The organism is Moorena sp. SIO3I8, from assembly GCF_010692325.1.
Taxonomy (GTDB): Bacteria; Cyanobacteriota; Cyanobacteriia; order Cyanobacteriales; family Coleofasciculaceae; genus Moorena.
In genome coordinates this window covers 1-15836 of record NZ_JAAHHW010000002.1, presented here as the reverse complement: position 1 = coordinate 15836, position 15836 = coordinate 1, and the positions used below count along the sequence as shown (strand labels likewise).

Below are 15836 nucleotides of genomic sequence, written 5' to 3'. Positions count from 1 at the left end.
AGGGTAGGCTGAAGGGTGACGGTTAACACTTTAAATTAGCTTTCTATCGAAGCCATTTTGTCAACCGACAACCTTCAACCTAAATTAACTGGCAACCTTCAACGTCTTCTATTACACCGTAGCCAATAGTTTGACTTTGCTTTCTAAAGATGATATTAAGGAATCAAAGGGCTTAACAAATTTAACGATCCCTTCCTCAAGTAATTCATCCATAACTTCGCTGAGATTGATATTGACATCAGGATCGTTAAGAGAGTTTATGGTTTGGTAAGCTTCTTCAACACCTGTCTCAATCCGACTTTCTGGGGAACAGTGATCGGCACAAGCTTCGATGGTATTGGGAGGCAGGGTGTTGACAGTATTCGGTCCAATGAGTTCATCGACATACATCACATCACTGTAGGCAGGGTTTTTGGTGCTGGTGCTTGCCCACAATAACCGCTGTACCTGTGCACCTTTTGCTGATAGAGCTTTCCAGCGATCGCTTTGGATAATTTCTTTGTACTTCTGGTAGGCAACTTTAGCGTTAGCGATCGCAACTTTGCCTTCGATTCCCTTTAGCTTCTCTGTCACATTGGGGTCATCGCTCGCCGCACTTTTTTCCTCCAATTTGGCATCCACTTTGGTATCAATGCGGCTGAGGAAGAAACTAGCTACAGAAGCAATCTTGCTAATATCTTTCCCTTCTGCGGCTCGTTTTTCCAAACCCCGGATATAAGCCCAGAATGTTTCAACGTAGCTTTCTACAGAGAAGAGCAAGGTGACATTAACGTTGATACCTTCACTGATAGCTTGCTCTACTGCGGGTAACCCTTCTGGGGTACCGGGAATCTTAATCATCACGTTTTCCCTACCAATAGCTTCGTAATAGCGTTGGGCTTCGGAAATCGTGCTTTGAGTATCTTTGGCGATAGTGGGTGGGACTTCAATGCTGACGTAACCATCTAACCCATTGGTTTGGTCGTAGACAGGTTTGAAGATATCACAAGCATTAGAAATGTCTTCAAATACCAGGGTTTCGTAAATTTCCATCACCGACTTCTCGGCACGAATACCGGCTTCGATATCGGTATCGTAGATGGCATTGCCTGCGATCGCTTTTTCAAAAATTGCTGGGTTGGAGGTTATCCCACAAATTCCCCGGGTTTTAATCAGTTCTTTTAGTTCTCCAGACTCAATCAGCGTGCGGCTGAGATTATCCATCCAGATACTCTGACCATAATTTTTTTCAATCTGAAAAATCGGATTCTCGGCTGTCGTTGTCATTGCTTAGCTCCTTATGTGTTATTTGTCAAGGGTTTAAGGTTGTTCACCTTTCGGGTTCGGTGTAGGGTTGGTTGGTTGAAGGTTGAAGGTTGGTTGCTTGAAGGTTGGTTGGTTGAAGGTTGGTTGCTTGAAGGTTGGTTGGTTGAAGGTTGGGTGGTTGAAGGTTGGGTGGTTGAAGGTTGATTGGTTGAAGGTTGGTTGATTGGTTGTTCGCCTTGGGGTTCGGTGTAGGGTTAGTTGGTTGGTTGAAAGTTATTGGCTTGACTATTGGCTTGACGGTTGGTTGGAGTTCGGCGAAGCTTTTCTCAAAGATTAGCCGTGGCCTTACCCCAAAGGAAAAACCGAAGGGTAGGGAGGTATTCATTGCCACCTTCAACCGGTTAACCTTGGCCTTTGGCCACGCGATCGCTCGATTGCGGGACTTCGTCCATCGCGTTCAACCTGTTAACCTTGGCCAAAAGGCCACGCGATCGCTCGATTGCGGGACTTCGTCCATCGCGTTCAACCTGTTAACCTTGGCCAAAAGGCCACGCTACGCGAACAACCGCTTAACCTTGGCCAAAAGGCCACGCTACGCGAACAACCAGTTAACCTTCAACCTTCAACCTTCAACCTTCAACCAGTTAACCTTCAACCGGTTCACCCTGATCTACGTGCCCTGCCACTTCCAACTTTTCTTGCGCCTGCCTTGCCTTTTCCTCGATGAAGGACTTGACCAAAGCTACATCCTCTTTGCTGCCAATAATTAATGGAGTACGAGCATGGAGGGTTGTTGGCACAGTGTCCAAAATGTCTTCGGTACCTGTACTGGCAGCGCCTCCGGCTTGTTCTATCAAAAAGGCTAGGGGAGAAGATTCGTATAGTAGACGCAACTTCCCTTCTGGTTTTTTCACAGTACCGGGATAAAGGAATACACCGCCCTGATACAAGATGCGGTGAAAATCTCCCACTAATGCCCCACCATAGCGAGCGGTATAGCCTTCATGGCGATGGACATAGCGAACATAGTCCCGTATGGATTCTTCCCACTGCCAGAAGTTGCCTTCATTGGTGCTATACACTGGGCCATGTTCTGGCACCTGAATGTTTTCCTTCGACAGGATAAACTCTCCCAAGGTTGGATCGAGAGTGAAGGCATGAACACCCGTGCCGATGGAATACACCAGCATTGTGCTAGGACCATAGAGAACGTAGCCAGCAGCAATTTGCTTATGCCCGTTTTGGAGAAGATCACGGGCTTCCCCGTCTAGATCCTCTCCTTCTTGCTTACGAATCGAAAAAATCGAACCAACATTCAAGTTCGTGTCGATATTGGAGGAACCATCAATGGGGTCATACAGCAGAGTGTAACGTCCAATTGGGCAATTCTCCGGGATATAGTAGGGTTTTTCCATTTCCTCGGAGGCCAAGCGACAGACGAGACCACTTTGCTTAAATACCGAGATGAAAACATCATTGGCATAGAGATCCATCCTTTTGACAGATTCACCCTGCACATTGACTTCACCGGTGAATCCTAACACCCCTTCCATCAAACCAGCTCGGCTCATGCGTTGAGCAATTAGCTTGGCAGCTAGGGCGATGCGATTCATGAGGGCACTTAGGTCTTGTGCCTCCATCGAAAAACTTTGGAGTTGCTCGAAAACGTGACGGGATAACGTTTTACAATCCCGATCCAGGGCTCTTTCTTGAGTTCTAGGTTCAGCTCCCTCTGCCATAATTTTTGTCCTCCCTAGGTCTTAGGGCACTTGGTTTGTCAGAGATGTTGGTGTTCGCAAGAGTACCGATTGGCCCAGTGCCTAGTCCTCTTCACTTTCTATCTTAGGGAGGCATTTTTGATGATGCTTAATAACTTTAGAAGAAATACAGAAATCAAATCTTCACACCATTTTTCTTGTCTTGGAGGCTATACCTGAGGTCAAATTGATCTGAACATAAGCATTGCAACCTTAAACGGAGATTATGGGAGAAACTAAACGCATTGGCATTCTCACCAGTGGTGGAGATTGTGCTGGTCTCAATGCGGTGATTCGAGCTGTGACTCACCGAGCTGTGGCTACTTACAACTGGGAGGTGCTTGGCATCTGTCGGGCTACTCAGGGGTTGATGCAAAATCCGCCTCAAGCGATTAACCTAACTTTGGACAAGGTTGATCGGATCTTGACTATGGGTGGTACAATGCTTGGCACTACTAACAAAGGCGACCCCTTTGCTTTTCCGATGCCAGATGGTACGCTATGCGATCGCAGCAGTGATATTGCTGATGGCTATCACCAACTGGGTCTAGACGCTCTAATTGGTATTGGAGGTGATGGCAGTTTGGCTATTTTGCGCAAACTTGCCCAACAAGGGGGGATGAAATTGGTAGGTATACCCAAGACTATCGATAATGACGTTGCCATTACCGAACGCTCCATTGGGTTTGACACTGCCGTTAACATTGCCACCGAAGCTCTAGATCGCTTACATTTCACAGCGGCTAGCCATGACCGGGTGATGATTTTGGAAGTGATGGGGCGTGATGCTGGTCACATTGCTATCAGTGCTGGCATTGCAGGAGGGGCTGACGTTATTCTGATTCCAGAAATTCCTTATACCCTTGACAATGTTTGCCATAAAATTAAGCAACTTCAGGAGCAGGGGCGAAACTTCTGTTTAATCGTAGTTTCCGAGGCGGTTCGCACTGCAAGCGGTGAGGTGCTTCAGAGTAATGTGGGGTTTGGTGAATGTCGATTAGGTGGCATTGGCCAATATCTAGCCCAAGAGATTTGTAATTCGATTGGAGCGGAAACGCGAGTTACAGTTCTTGGACACACCCAGCGGGGTGCCACTCCTTCACCCCTTGATCGCTTAATTGCCTCAGCCTTCGGTGTGGCAGCAGTTGACTTAATCGCCAATGAACGATATGACCAGATGGTTACATGGCAATATCGCCAGGTTGTAAGTGTACCGATTGAGGAAACGATTAAGCATTATCAAGCTGTGAATCCGAACGGAACTCTGGTAAGAACCGCTAGAGGATTAGGTATTTGTCTAGGAGATTAGACAGTTTTTAGATCATGAACGTTTTAAGTACATGAATCTTGTTGACTGTTGACTGTTAGTGGTCAACGGTCAACGGTCAACGGTCAAATTGAGAACTCGTGAAGTACCCCCACCTCGCGTACCAGGTGGGAGTGTCCGTCTTGATTACAAGGGCTTATCCCTCGCGACAGGCGGCATTCTCGCGCCTGCTTCCAGGACTTTTGCTGGACTGTTCCCCCAAGTCGTTTCCGCTATGGGGCCATGTTTAGAATCTCTCACCTAGAGTCTGACGTATATAAACCGACTACACAGGATTTACAGGTTTGATTTCCCTTTCGTTGAGAGGTCGTGCCTCCAGGTTGTTCAGAATCTTGTTCTGCCCTTTGCCGTACCGCTCAACATAAACCTAGTTATAGCACAGAATTTGTCGTTTCTTGACCGGATTGACCGGACAGAAGGCGTAAGACATGTGCGCCCCTAACCCCCACCTGAACGTTCGCGCAGCGTGGCGATAGCCAGGTGGGGGAATACGTCGCTCAATCTTGTTCAACAGCTGATTACCAACTACCAGGAATTGCGCCGTGGAGCGTTACTACGATTTTCCCGAGGTCTGGCTTTATTGACCCTGATTCTACGTCCCATCCACTCAGCACCATCCAACTGAGATATAGCTGAGTCTTCTTGATCTGATTCTGTCATTTCCACAAAGGCAAACCCGCGCATTTTGCCGGTTTCACGGTCTGTGGGCATAACAACTCGTTTAACGGTGCCGTAGTCTCCAAAAACTGTTTTTAAGTCGTCTTCGGTGGCTTGATAGGACAGGTTTCCGACGTAAATGGTCATGTCGATCGATGAGGCAGAACATAGAACTAAAGTTCAGAGGCACAGAAGAACGGAGTACAACGTATTTTGGTTGCTCACGGTCATATCTGAGGAACCAGTGGTAAATTTCGACAGTGGGCAACCACCTCAGGGGGGGGAAGCAATATCAAAATTTTACCCTAGTAATCCCTGAACTTGTGAATACCGTTTCATGATAGCTCACTTACGGGATTATCAGTGGTTGTCTAGTTGACACTATTTAATAATTCATCAAAAAAATGTTTTAGGGTGGTGCTTAAGCACCAATTATACCCCAAACACCCACGCTAAATAGAGTTGAATTAGCTCTTAATCAATGGAAATCGACTGCGGACCATTATTTTTATCATTTTCGCTTCTGTTATGACCATCTTTGTCTGCTTCAGAGCCAGTTTGAGCCTCTAGCCAACTTTTGAGAGGATCATCTGAGAGATTCAGGCGGAACACTCCTGAAAAAAATCCGCCCAAAAAAGCTACAGGCTGCTGAGTAAATTCTTCAAAAATTGGTGTCAGTTCATTGAGGAACATGAGTTGCTCTCCTGGTGCTGGTTGTGCTGCCAATAGTTGTATGAGTGATTAGATTGGGATTCTAATTGGGATTCTAACGTTTTGTCAGCCAACTTGCGACTTGGTTCCATCCTGAGCTTGAAACTACCCTACATTTGCGCTATTTTCTGGGCTATGTCTCAAAAAAAATGCCTATTGCTCTTTGGCGATCGCCCCTAGCTCGCGCACTCCATCACAATCGGAGCCTAGCTTATGCCCGTTACTTTCAACTTGCAACCGTTGACCCCAAGGGCTATCCGGCTAACCGCACCGTAGTTTTTCGAGGTTTTTTGGACAATTCCAACCAACTCAAAGTTATTACCGATACCCGTAGCCAGAAAATTCACGACATTAATCATCATCCCTGGGGAGAAGTTTGTTGGTACTTTCCTAACACTCGCGAACAATTTCGTTTAGCAGGCCAGTTGACCCTGATCACTGCTGATTATGCCGACGAAGGACTTCAACAAGTCCGCCAAGAGACTTGGCAAAATCTTTCTGATGCAGCTCGTTTACAATTTGCTTGGCCTGACCCTGGTGTTGCCAGAGTAGCAGATAAACAAGCCTTTTCCCCACCGCCACCTGCCCTAGATCAGCCTTTGCCAAATTTTTGCCTATTATTGATCGAACCAGTCAAGGTGGATCACCTAGCGTTGCAGGGTTTCCCCCAAAACCGATGGCTTTACTACCAAGACAGTTCTGGGGAGTGGTTTCAAAAAGCTGTTAATCCTTAGCTTCGGCTGTTTGGCTGTGCCAGTAAGAGTTTTATGCTCTTAAGAATCCCCCGCTATAATCTTCGATTTAGCGGTGGGAGTATCAAAACTATCTAAAAACTGCCGAATTTCTTTATCCTGGAGATCACAACATGGGGCATTAGCCCCCTTCTCTGGAGCATCTGGTGTTGAAGAGTGATCAGACATCATTGATGCCATTGAAGATTTTTGCTGAGCTAACTCTTGCAGCTGTTGTTCGAGAGACTCAATCCGGTCTACTAACGCTCGAATTACCTTGGCTTCTGAGTCAGGCAAGCTACCATGTTCAAGGGGATTGACTCGCACACCGGAACGATAGACAATCCGACCTGGAATACCGACGACAGTACAATCGGAAGGAACATCTCGCAAGACCACTGAGCCAGCACCAATGCGCACATTATTACCAATTTGGATATTCCCTAGCACCTTAGCACCAGCTCCCAGCACTACATTTTCTCCTAGAGTAGGGTGGCGCTTGCCACTTTCCTTTCCTGTACCGCCGAGGGTAACACCTTGATAGATTAGACAGTAGTCTCCCACAATGGCGGTTTCTCCAATCACCACACCCATACCATGGTCGATAAATACACCATGACCAATTTTGGCACCCGGATGAATTTCAATACCTGTAACAAATCGGGATAACTGACTCAGCAGTCGAGGAATGAATGGAATCCCAATCACATGTAACCAGTGACAGCAGCGATGGAACAGCAGAGCCTGTAGACCAGGGTAGCAGAACAAAACTTCCAGCCAGTTCTGAGCAGCTGGGTCACGCTCAAAGATAATACGGAAGTCAGCAATCAGGGCAGATAGCACTAGGGGTCACCAGAATTAATACTTGAACAGATTACTAACTAGTTTACCGTTTTTAGTTACTCAACAGCTGTCAGGGTGTAATCCCACCTTTGTCCTCCCTCAAAGGAACCTACCCAGATTTGGTATGTCCCAGCTGGCCAATTTTGTGCGGTTATGCTGGCATCTTTTTTTGAACCTGTATCATCCCCACAAAGGATCTGATTGTTGGGAAACTGAATTAGTAAAGTGGTATCCTTTCCCCCTGTGTTGACCCCTATAGTTAAATTCGGGAAATCTGTCTCCAAAACCATCAGGTGATCTGGAGTAGGGTCTCCAAAACCGATACAGGGATCATTGTTGCGATCGCTATTCGCAATCGATGACAACGAGTAAGCACCACCGGTGTGACCACTGACCTGTCCTTGACTTGGGGAAAAACCAGGTGATAAGTTTAAAGAAGCAAAATTCGCTGTCTGAGATAAAACTGGCATAGAACAGAGGGCTACTATTAAAGCTATGACTCCTCTAACACCTTGTCGTACCATTGTCAAAACCCTCCTAAGACTAGTTGTTACTATTTCCTCCCTATTTGAGTACGAGTAAACTATAAAAAATTACAGTACTTACTTAGATTTTCCTATAAACCTCTGTTGTTTGATAGGAATACCTGTGACACTCTGCTATCTGCCACATTAATTATTTATTTATAGCTTTGGTATTAATTTATTCTTTACCAATTAGCTATCAGCTATCAGCTTAAGCGCTACTTGAGGTGCTACTTGAGGTGCTATCAGCCAACGCCTGAATACTTAGATGGGCAAATGACCAAACTTTCAATTCTGTAAAATCTCGAACTATTAAATTATTGTGTTCGATGTTTATTTTAAGCATGATAGCTGACGACTTAAAGCTGATGTTAATGCTGATCGTCACTCCTTTAAATATTGGTAGATATTAATCAGCTACCATAGCTGATAACCCCATCACCTGCTCATTATATTTAGGGTGAATAAATAAAATTGGGATTACTAGAGGTAGAATAAAGGTCAAAACTACGAAAACAAGCGCGTTACAGCTATTTCCGTCCTATGGTGGCTCAATCGTTTGATCAACCTCTTGTTGAAATCAGTGTTGAACAACTGGCAAGGCAGATGGCAGATTCCCCGGAGCAGTTACAGCTTATTGATGTCCGAGAACGGCAAGAAGTTGCGATCGCTTCTATAGAAGGGTTTGAAATTCTGCCTTTGAGTGAATTTGCTCAGTGGTCTGGGGAAATCTCTACTCGCTTTGACCCCACAGCTGAAACCATGGTCATGTGCCATCATGGTATGCGCTCGGCTCAGATGTGTCAGTGGTTAATCAGTCAGGGGTTCACGAATGTCAAGAATGTAGCTGGGGGTATTGACGCTTACTCAATCATAGTTGATGATAGCATTCCTCGTTACTAATTGCAGGTCACTGCTAACTACTGCTATGAGTTGATTCTGCTATCTTAGAACAAATGTTCTTATAGCAAATATTTTTAGATAAAATGTATTAATAACCAACTTAATCCTTGGGTGAGCAGAAGCTGCCATAGCTATGGATAAATGCCAGATACTTCCAACTTTCACCAAAACCAACCCTGATTTTTGGTGATTGATTGGGATATCTAATTATCAGCCCTACTGTTTTGGACTAAAGACTGCTTAACTCAAGCCAGCTTTTAGGCAAAATTCTATGTCTTAATTCAGTCGCTCATGGGGGAAACCCCCAAAACCGCGCTGCATCGCTTCCTAGTTATTATGTTTTATCACCTTAATGGTAACTCCTCCCTCTAATTTAGACTTTTTTCCCTTTAAAATTCAGTTCAGCTTTGGTTCAAAATGTCTCGCCAACAACTAAGTTTAACAAGTCGGCAACAACATATTCTCTGGGCGACTATTCGTCACTATATTGCCACGGCGGAACCGGTTGGTTCTAAAGCCTTGGTTCAAGAATATGACCTGAGTGTTAGTCCAGCGACGATTCGTTCTTGCATGAGTATGTTGGAAAAAGTTGGACTACTATATCAACCCCATACCTCTGCAGGTAGGGTTCCTTCTGATTCAGGTTATCGAACCTATGTTGACCAGCTGATTCAACCGTCAGAAACCTTGAGTCAGTATGTTGAGAATTTATTGGCAGAGAAGTTGAACTGGGAGGAAGCTAAGTTTGAGGTATTGCTACGGAATGCTGCTCAAATTCTGGCAACGGTTAGTGGATATATTGCTTTAATTACTTTCCCTGACAATCGCACTACTCGCCTGCGCCATCTACAGTTGATGCACCTAGAGCTAGGGCAGGTGATGTTGATTATAGTTACCGATAGTTATGAAACTCAGTCGGTATTGATGAATCTGCCCCAGTCAGAGGATGATAGGACGGTTGATGAGTCGATTGTGGAGCGGGAGTTAAAAATATTATCTAACTTTTTGAATAGTAAGCTGCGCGGAAGAACTCTCAGGGAATTGGAGAAATTAGATTGGGGTGAATTAGACCGAGAATTTGTCCGCTATGCGGATTTTTTCAGCAATTTATTAGCTGAGTTGACCCGCCGCACTGTAGCACCTAAGTCCAGCCCGATTATGATTCGTGGCATCTCAGAGGTGTTGCGTCAACCAGAATTTTCGGAAATCGACCAGACTCTAGGTTTGCTACATCTGTTGGAAGAGGAACAGGAGCAACTGTGGTCAGTAATCTTTAAAGTACCGGAAGAGTGTGAAGTTAACTCTCGTGTGAATATTAGGATTGGTGCGGAGAATTCCTTGGAACCGATGCGTGGCTGTACCTTGGTATCTGCTAACTATCAGCAAGACCAAGTGCCGGTGGGAAGTGTGGGAATTATTGGACCAACTCGCATGATTTATGAAAATGCGATCGCATTAGTGGAAGCAGCGGCAGATTATCTAACGGAAGCCTTGAGTCAACCAGCTTAAACCAACTTCTTACGGTAACAGCAAGACGTTGATCGGAAATGCGACCTCAAGCTCTTTGTCTAAATTATTCACATTACTATAGCTAACGGGACTGGAAAAATTTCTCAGTCCCAACTCAGTTGCTTCCCTAAAACAGAGAGCATTGATCACCATAGCTAGAGATGCACCCAAATCCACCCATTCCCTTTGCCACTGGGTGGGCAAGTCACCGATTTCTGTAGCTTCTTCAGAGTTTAGGAGCTCGATCTTCAGGAAGGTCTGTATCTTTCCTGCTTGTCTGAGCAGAAGACTCACTATGATCGCAGGTTTTGTTGATAATATCCTGGATTTGACTGTTTAAATCTAAATCTTGCCAAATCCCAATCGCAGCCTTAGCTCCGACCACAATTGTGCTTATAACTGCTATCGGAGTTCTCGCTTTTCTGAAAAAGTCTCTTAGACGCTTCATATCAGTATGTTGAATGATGTACATCTTTTGTATATCACATGTATATCACATTTTTCCACTAGGAGACTGGTTGACGTGGGGGATATTTTTTGAAAATAGCTGAAATACCTATATTAACTGGGTTATAGGAACCATATCATAGTAATTACTGATCAGCAAGCAGCTATAATACGTATATCACTAGCCACCAAAAAAGCTATAATACGTATATCACTAGTTAATGTCAATAAATTGTTATGTCTAGGAAACTAGTTAGCTTCAGACTATCTGAAGACCTAGCACAAGCCCTCAAAGACCGCGCTGAGGAGAAGGGCATTTCAGTTACAGAGTTAATCAACAGACTGCTGAGACAGGGTTTGGAAACCGATGACTCAGTAGAAGAACGTTTAACAGTAGTACAAGCCTCCGTTGATAAGCTCAGAAAACAAACCAATGTTACTGATCTCGCACTTGCCATTCAAGGAGTTGCTCAATCCCTGGGAGTATCCCCTGTACCTAAGACTGACTCTAATCTAGAGAGGCGTCTGGATGAATTGCAAGAGTTATTCATGGAGATGAAGGAAAATCTAAACCAGGTGCTGGATCAGGAGCCAAGCAACCGTAAACCTGGGTTTTCTGTATTAAATGGGTCTAAATCAGCGCGATTGCGTAACCTAGTAAAAGGTAAACAGTCTTCAGTAAACCCCGAGATTCCAAGAGACTCTAAATTCAAGGACTACTAAATTGAGTAACTAATTAGTTACTCAATTTAGTTACAAGATGCATACAGCGGTTTTCACGTGAATAGCCCCCATTCCTGATTAGGGGGTAAGCTGAGAATGAGCTGTTGCTGCAATCAACATTGACTGGGTGTGTTCACTGGGTGTGTTGACTGTAGTCTATTCATTTGAGAACTGCTATTGATGTTCAATTATGAGGGTTTTGGTAGGTTTAAGTGTCTTGATGTGTCTCCTGATCGAGCAAGAGTCGTTTTCAGAACAGACGCTAAAGTTGTTGGAAATTATTGAATCCCAGCGCATGGAGGGCTATGTTGCCAAAGCGACTGTAGCTAAATTCTTTTATTACGCAAAAAGCCTGAGGAGCGAAAAAGATGCTAGAGAAATTTTCTCTATGGTAATGGGAATTCTAAAGGAATGTGCTGTCGATTACACCATCTTGGAGAAAGAGCAATTTTACAAAATTATAGAGCTTACAGGTTTTGAAGTTGCTGAAGGGGTGATTTGTGCAATCGCTAATAATCTGGGAGCCTTTGTAACCTTAAATGCTCAACAATTAAATTCTATTGGCTTTACTTGTCCAGTTTTGCGAGTTTTGTCAGTAAAACAAGTGTTAGACCGTCAGCGATTAGAATACTGCTGTCTTCTTTCTGAGCCAATTGATGAGCTAAAAGTAAAACCTGAAACCTCCGTGCTAAATCCCTGGCAGACTGAACTTGATCAGAAACGAGTAAAATTGAACAATTGGTTGGGCAATGACTTTCGTGAGGCCGAGCAAGCAAACTGGCATCCATGGGAAGGGATTTTAGGAAGAATACAATATTCTTATAGATATGCTCCTAGGCACATCAAAGGAGTTAATCGAGTTAAAAAAATTACCTGGGATAATGGATGCCAGATGGCTTTAGTCGTCCATATGGCTAGAGAAACTAATAATGAAGTAGATATTCGCCTACAGCTATATGCTATCAGCAACCCAAAAGATTTACCAGAAAATACCAAGATGATTTTACTTGATGACTTAGGTCAAACTTTTATAGAAGCACAATCACAATTTGGTGAGCTTGGGCTCCAGCTAAGGTTTAGTGCTGATTATGGAGATCAATTCAGTGTTAAAATAGACTATGGTAATTTCAGATTTACAGAGTTGTTTATGGTTTAGTTTTTTTTATAAAAAATAAAATGGATAAATTAGTTGTAATAAATCTAGGAGAGGGAACCCTTGAAACTGGTTGTTCAGCTACTATAAAAATTGGAAATGAACGCGCTATACCATCAATAAAAAGACTAGGTAAATTGCCTCCAGTACCAGAATTGGCAAAACTCCATAAGCGCTGGTATTTAATATATCAAGACTTAGGCTTTTCTGTACGCGCTTTGAAGAAGAAACCAGAGCTAAACACTTCGATCATCAGTATCGATCAGTTTCGTAAATTATCCAAAAACTTGGTAAAAAGTCTAAATACTTGGCTTGATTCTGAAGATTTTCGTGTCGTCAAAGAGGCATTTATGAAAAATTTAAGTCCTTCTGACGAAATTCGCGTAATTATCCAAGTGGAAGATATTCAGTTACGACGAATCCCCTGGCATCTGTGGGACATTTTTGATTATTACCGGAAGGCTGAGGTGGCTTTGGGGGAATTAACCTATGATAAAATTGATAAAGTTAAGCCCCCTATCTCGTCTATGAGCAAGGATAGGGTGAGAATTTTAGCTGTTCTGGGAAACAGTGACGGAATTAATCTTGAAAAAGACCGAGAATTACTAGAAGATTTACCTGATACAGAACCTACGTTTCTGGTTGAGCCGTCACGCCTGGAATTAGATAGGGCACTATGGGACGAAAAAGGCTGGGATATCCTATTTTTTGCTGGGCATAGTTACAGCCAAGGAGATGGCAAGAGCGGCTATATTTGTATTAACCCAACAGATAGCTTAATAGTTAGTGATTTAAAAAATGCTTTAAAAGAATCAATTGAACGGCGATTAAATATAGCTATTTTTAACTCTTGTGATGGGCTAGGTTTAGCACAAAGTTTAGCTGACTTGCACATCCCGCAAGTTATTGTGATGCGAGAGCCAGTACCCGATCTAGTGGTTCAGGAGTTTTTAAAGGGATTTCTCAAGTCTTTTTCACAGGGAAAATCGTTATATATTTCAGTAAGGGAAGCACGGGAACAACTGCAAGGATTGGAGAATGATTTTCCCTGTGCTAGTTGGTTGCCAGTTTTGTTCCAGAATCCCGCAGAATTGCCTCCCATTTGGAATGATCTTGCTCCGATGAGCTTTATCACTCAGCAGCAACCAAACAACGAAGACCTAATTTTATACAAAAAAAGAGTAGAAGCTTGGAATCAGTGGAGGGAAAGAAACACTGAGTTAGTTCCAGACCGAATCAAAATAAATTTAACTGGAGCCAATCTTAGGGGAGCTAATCTTAGTAACGTTAATCTTGGTGGAGCTAATCTCAGTCACGCTAATCTCAGTGAAGCTAATCTCAGTCAAGTTAATCTGACTGGAGCTAATCTCAGTCACGCTAATCTCAGTGAAGCTAATCTCAGTCAAGCCAATTTGACTGGAGCTAATCTAAGGGCAGTTCAAGCATTGAATACTAACTTTGAAAAAGCATTATTGACTGGGACTTGTATACAAGACTGGAATATCAATAGTGCTACAAATCTTGATGGGATAATTTGTGCTTATGTTTATCTGCGAGATTCTCAACAAGAGCGTCGTCCCCATAGCGGTAACTTTGCTCCAGAAGAATTTAGTAAGTTATTTCAAAAAGTTTTAGAAACTCTTGATTTGATTTTCGTTCATGGACTTAACTGGCAGGCATTTCTTCCCTCATTCCAGAAGATAAAAGTTGAAAGCGGGGCACAGGAGTTAGCGATTCAATCTATTGAGAATAAGGGGGATGGTACTATCGTGATTCGCATAAACATACCTAGGGAGTTCAACAAAGCTGAAATTGAAAAGGATTTCAAGCATAATTATGAGTTAGCACTTAAAGCAGTCGAGGAAAAATATCTAGCTCAATTAAAGGCTAAGCATAGCGAAATAGAGATTTATCGTCATCAAAGTGCGGAGCTAGTGGAAATCATTAAGCTCCAGGCTAACAGACCTATTTATAATACTATTGATTTCGCAGCCAACAACATAGACCAGAGCAATTCTTCAATCGGTTTTGGTTACGCGGGAACAGTCAAGGACAGCCAAATAATTGGCACTCAGCACTACTATGCCCCAACCCAAACAAAAAATTTGGCAGAGGCAGCAGCAGAGATTCAACAACTCCTAAACCAACTTTCACAAATCAAGCCAAGCACAACCGAAATTCAAAAATTAACAGTTGTCGCTGAGGCTGCTGAAAAAATCAATAGTAATCCTACCCTGAAAGCTAAAGTTATAAATGCCTTGAAAGCTGGAGGAGTTGATGCGTTAAAAGAAGCTATAGAGCACCCCCTTGTGAATATTTTGATGGCAACGATTGAGGGTTGGAGAGATTTATAGTGTGACGTATAGTGTACGGTTTATCAAGGTTTATAATAGATAAGATTGTTCCAGTTAGTCGTATTTTAATTAGATTTGTGAACATACTGGGTTAGGCAATAGGCAAGAGAGAATAAAAGATATAGGTATTTTGGATAATGTAAAAAACGGTAATAACTTTTTAAATTTTATGGATAAACCTTCCCTATACGAGCAAGACTTTTATGCTTGGACTCAGCAGCAAGCCCAAGCACTGAAGCATAAGCAATTTTCTAAGCTTGATTGGCAGCATCTGGAGGAAGAAATTCAAGCTTTGGGAAGACAAGAATATCGGGAATTAGTAAGTCGCCTTTGCGTTCTGCTTGGTCATCTGCTCAAGTGGCAGTATCAGCCAGATAATCGTAGCCGTAGTTGGTTTTTGAGTATTCGAGAACAACGTCGGGCAATTAAACGGCATTTACGGCAAAATCCCAGCTTAAAGTCTCGCCGGTCGGAAGCAATGATGGATGGCTATGAAGCAGGTATTGATTTAGCGTTGCGGGAAACTAATTTACCAATACGAACGTTCCCAGAAGCTTGTCTTTATTCCTTTGATGAGGTGATTGAGGATAGTTTTTGGTGTGATACTAGCGAAGATTGGGAAAATTAGTGGGACTTACCAAGTTAAACCAAAAATCAAGGGTTTCAGCTATAGGGAACAGGGAACAGGGAACAGGGAACAGAAGGTTTCAGGAGAATGGTAGTGGTAAAGATGTAGTCCAAACCCTGGCGGTGCGTTACGGGACGGGCTATCCTAACACTGGCTACCGAGAAAATTAGGGCGAGCCCGTCCCTAACACACCCTACTGGCGTGGCAAGCTTAAAATAGTGTAATAGACAGAAAACAAACTGGATAATATGGGAAGAGGTCGTCGGGTAATGGTTTTTCTAACTTCAGACCAGAGAGAAAAACTGGAAGGAATTAGTCGTAATG

At 43.4% G+C, this 15836-nt stretch carries 17 protein-coding genes; 9 read left to right on the top strand and 8 right to left on the bottom strand.

Annotated elements, in window-relative coordinates:
• Nucleotides 1-111: 111 nt before the first annotated feature.
• The 3 genes from tal to fbp all read right to left on the bottom strand — a co-directional run bounded on the left by tal (nucleotide 112) and on the right by fbp (nucleotide 2984).
• On the bottom strand, nucleotides 112-1266 hold the full coding sequence (gene tal / locus F6K51_RS00800) for a transaldolase (RefSeq protein WP_293017376.1): 1155 nt from the start codon (nucleotides 1264-1266) through the stop codon (nucleotides 112-114).
• A gap of 43 nt (nucleotides 1267-1309) precedes the next feature.
• Nucleotides 1310-1630 carry a hypothetical protein gene (locus tag F6K51_RS00795; RefSeq protein ID WP_293017375.1) on the bottom strand — a complete coding sequence of 107 codons (321 nt, stop codon included), beginning with the start codon at nucleotides 1628-1630 and terminating at the stop codon, nucleotides 1310-1312.
• 259 nt (nucleotides 1631-1889) lie between these two features.
• Entirely contained in the window at nucleotides 1890-2984 is a 1095-nt protein-coding gene (fbp, locus tag F6K51_RS00790; RefSeq protein ID WP_293017374.1) for a class 1 fructose-bisphosphatase, read from the bottom strand.
• A 244-nt stretch (nucleotides 2985-3228) separates the two neighbouring features.
• On the opposite strand from fbp, the gene F6K51_RS00785 reads away from it, so the two are divergent.
• Nucleotides 3229-4311 carry an ATP-dependent 6-phosphofructokinase gene (locus F6K51_RS00785; protein WP_293017373.1) on the top strand — a complete coding sequence of 361 codons (1083 nt, stop codon included), beginning with the start codon at nucleotides 3229-3231 and terminating at the stop codon, nucleotides 4309-4311.
• A gap of 543 nt (nucleotides 4312-4854) precedes the next feature.
• Here F6K51_RS00785 and F6K51_RS00780 read toward each other — a convergent pair.
• The gene (locus tag F6K51_RS00780) at nucleotides 4855-5133 is read right to left on the bottom strand and encodes an RNA-binding protein (RefSeq protein WP_075902801.1); all 279 of its coding nucleotides are present in this window, start codon (nucleotides 5131-5133) and stop codon (nucleotides 4855-4857) included.
• A gap of 327 nt (nucleotides 5134-5460) precedes the next feature.
• The gene (locus F6K51_RS00775; RefSeq protein ID WP_293017579.1) at nucleotides 5461-5679 is read right to left on the bottom strand and encodes a hypothetical protein; all 219 of its coding nucleotides are present in this window, start codon (nucleotides 5677-5679) and stop codon (nucleotides 5461-5463) included.
• Nucleotides 5680-5846: 167 nt separating this feature from the next.
• Here F6K51_RS00775 and F6K51_RS00770 point away from each other — a divergent pair, with 167 nt between their 5' ends.
• Nucleotides 5847-6431, top strand: a complete 585-nt coding sequence (locus tag F6K51_RS00770) for an Npun_F5749 family FMN-dependent PPOX-type flavoprotein (RefSeq protein WP_293017372.1) — start codon at nucleotides 5847-5849, stop codon at nucleotides 6429-6431.
• 39 nt (nucleotides 6432-6470) lie between these two features.
• Here F6K51_RS00770 and cysE read toward each other — a convergent pair whose 3' ends face one another.
• On the bottom strand, nucleotides 6471-7271 hold the full coding sequence (gene cysE, locus F6K51_RS00765; protein ID WP_293017371.1) for a serine O-acetyltransferase: 801 nt from the start codon (nucleotides 7269-7271) through the stop codon (nucleotides 6471-6473).
• 56 nt (nucleotides 7272-7327) lie between these two features.
• Nucleotides 7328-7741, bottom strand: a complete 414-nt coding sequence (locus F6K51_RS00760) for a hypothetical protein (protein ID WP_293017370.1) — start codon at nucleotides 7739-7741, stop codon at nucleotides 7328-7330.
• Nucleotides 7742-8338: 597 nt separating this feature from the next.
• On the opposite strand from F6K51_RS00760, the gene F6K51_RS00755 reads away from it, so the two are divergent.
• Nucleotides 8339-8698, top strand: coding sequence for a rhodanese-like domain-containing protein (locus F6K51_RS00755; protein ID WP_293017369.1), 360 nt, complete (start codon nucleotides 8339-8341; stop codon nucleotides 8696-8698).
• A 417-nt stretch (nucleotides 8699-9115) separates the two neighbouring features.
• Nucleotides 9116-10207: a heat-inducible transcriptional repressor HrcA gene (gene hrcA / locus F6K51_RS00750; protein WP_293017368.1), complete on the top strand. Its 1092-nt coding sequence runs from the start codon at nucleotides 9116-9118 to the stop codon at nucleotides 10205-10207.
• A 9-nt stretch (nucleotides 10208-10216) separates the two neighbouring features.
• On the opposite strand, the gene F6K51_RS00745 is transcribed toward hrcA, so the two are convergent.
• Entirely contained in the window at nucleotides 10217-10501 is a 285-nt protein-coding gene (locus tag F6K51_RS00745) for a hypothetical protein (RefSeq protein ID WP_293017367.1), read from the bottom strand.
• 390 nt (nucleotides 10502-10891) lie between these two features.
• Between F6K51_RS00745 and F6K51_RS00740 the strand changes: the two genes are divergently transcribed.
• The 5 genes from F6K51_RS00740 to F6K51_RS00720 all read left to right on the top strand — a co-directional run bounded on the left by F6K51_RS00740 (nucleotide 10892) and on the right by F6K51_RS00720 (nucleotide 15682).
• Nucleotides 10892-11377, top strand: a complete 486-nt coding sequence (locus tag F6K51_RS00740) for a ribbon-helix-helix protein, CopG family (RefSeq protein WP_293017366.1) — start codon at nucleotides 10892-10894, stop codon at nucleotides 11375-11377.
• 271 nt (nucleotides 11378-11648) lie between these two features.
• Nucleotides 11649-12533: a DUF1822 family protein gene (locus tag F6K51_RS00735; RefSeq protein WP_293017365.1), complete on the top strand. Its 885-nt coding sequence runs from the start codon at nucleotides 11649-11651 to the stop codon at nucleotides 12531-12533.
• A 20-nt stretch (nucleotides 12534-12553) separates the two neighbouring features.
• A complete protein-coding gene (locus tag F6K51_RS00730) occupies nucleotides 12554-14884 on the top strand; it encodes a pentapeptide repeat-containing protein (RefSeq protein WP_293017364.1) in 2331 nt (776 codons plus the stop codon).
• A 169-nt stretch (nucleotides 14885-15053) separates the two neighbouring features.
• Complete coding sequence (locus F6K51_RS00725; RefSeq protein ID WP_293017363.1) at nucleotides 15054-15512, top strand: DUF29 domain-containing protein; 459 nt, start codon at nucleotides 15054-15056, stop codon at nucleotides 15510-15512.
• The gene (locus F6K51_RS00720) at nucleotides 15500-15682 is read left to right on the top strand and encodes a hypothetical protein (RefSeq protein ID WP_293017362.1); all 183 of its coding nucleotides are present in this window, start codon (nucleotides 15500-15502) and stop codon (nucleotides 15680-15682) included. Before F6K51_RS00725 ends, F6K51_RS00720 begins: the two co-directional genes overlap by 13 nt.
• Nucleotides 15683-15836 lie beyond the last annotated feature (154 nt).